Annotated in this window: 1 pseudogene; it reads right to left on the bottom strand. The window is 67.8% G+C overall.

Annotation, left to right across the window (positions count from 1 at the left end):
* A pseudogene (locus tag KVT32_RS31875) lies at nucleotides 1-229 on the bottom strand (hypothetical protein); the annotation flags it as partial.
* Nucleotide 230 lies beyond the last annotated feature (1 nt).

Genomic DNA, 230 nt, shown 5'->3' with positions numbered 1-230 from the left:
CGGCGAGTTCGCGCAGCACCAGCAGGCGCACCAGTACGCCGACCTGGCTGCCGTGGAACAGCGCCGAGAAGGCGGACAGCATGGGCTGCGCCTTCTTGAGGTGAAACACCTGCTCGATTTCGTCCGGCGCGATGCCGGAATGGAAATGCGCCTGGAGCGGGTCCAGCTCGTCCTGCGCAGTGCCATGGGGTTCCGCGGCGGGAGCCGCCTGTGGGTCATCGCCCGACACA

The sequence above is a fragment of the Achromobacter sp. GbtcB20 genome, from assembly GCF_019091095.1.
Lineage (GTDB): Bacteria > Pseudomonadota > Gammaproteobacteria > Burkholderiales > Burkholderiaceae_B > Achromobacter > Achromobacter mucicolens.
The sequence above is the reverse complement of the archived record's forward strand: the minus strand, read 5'-3'. Positions and strand labels throughout refer to the sequence as shown.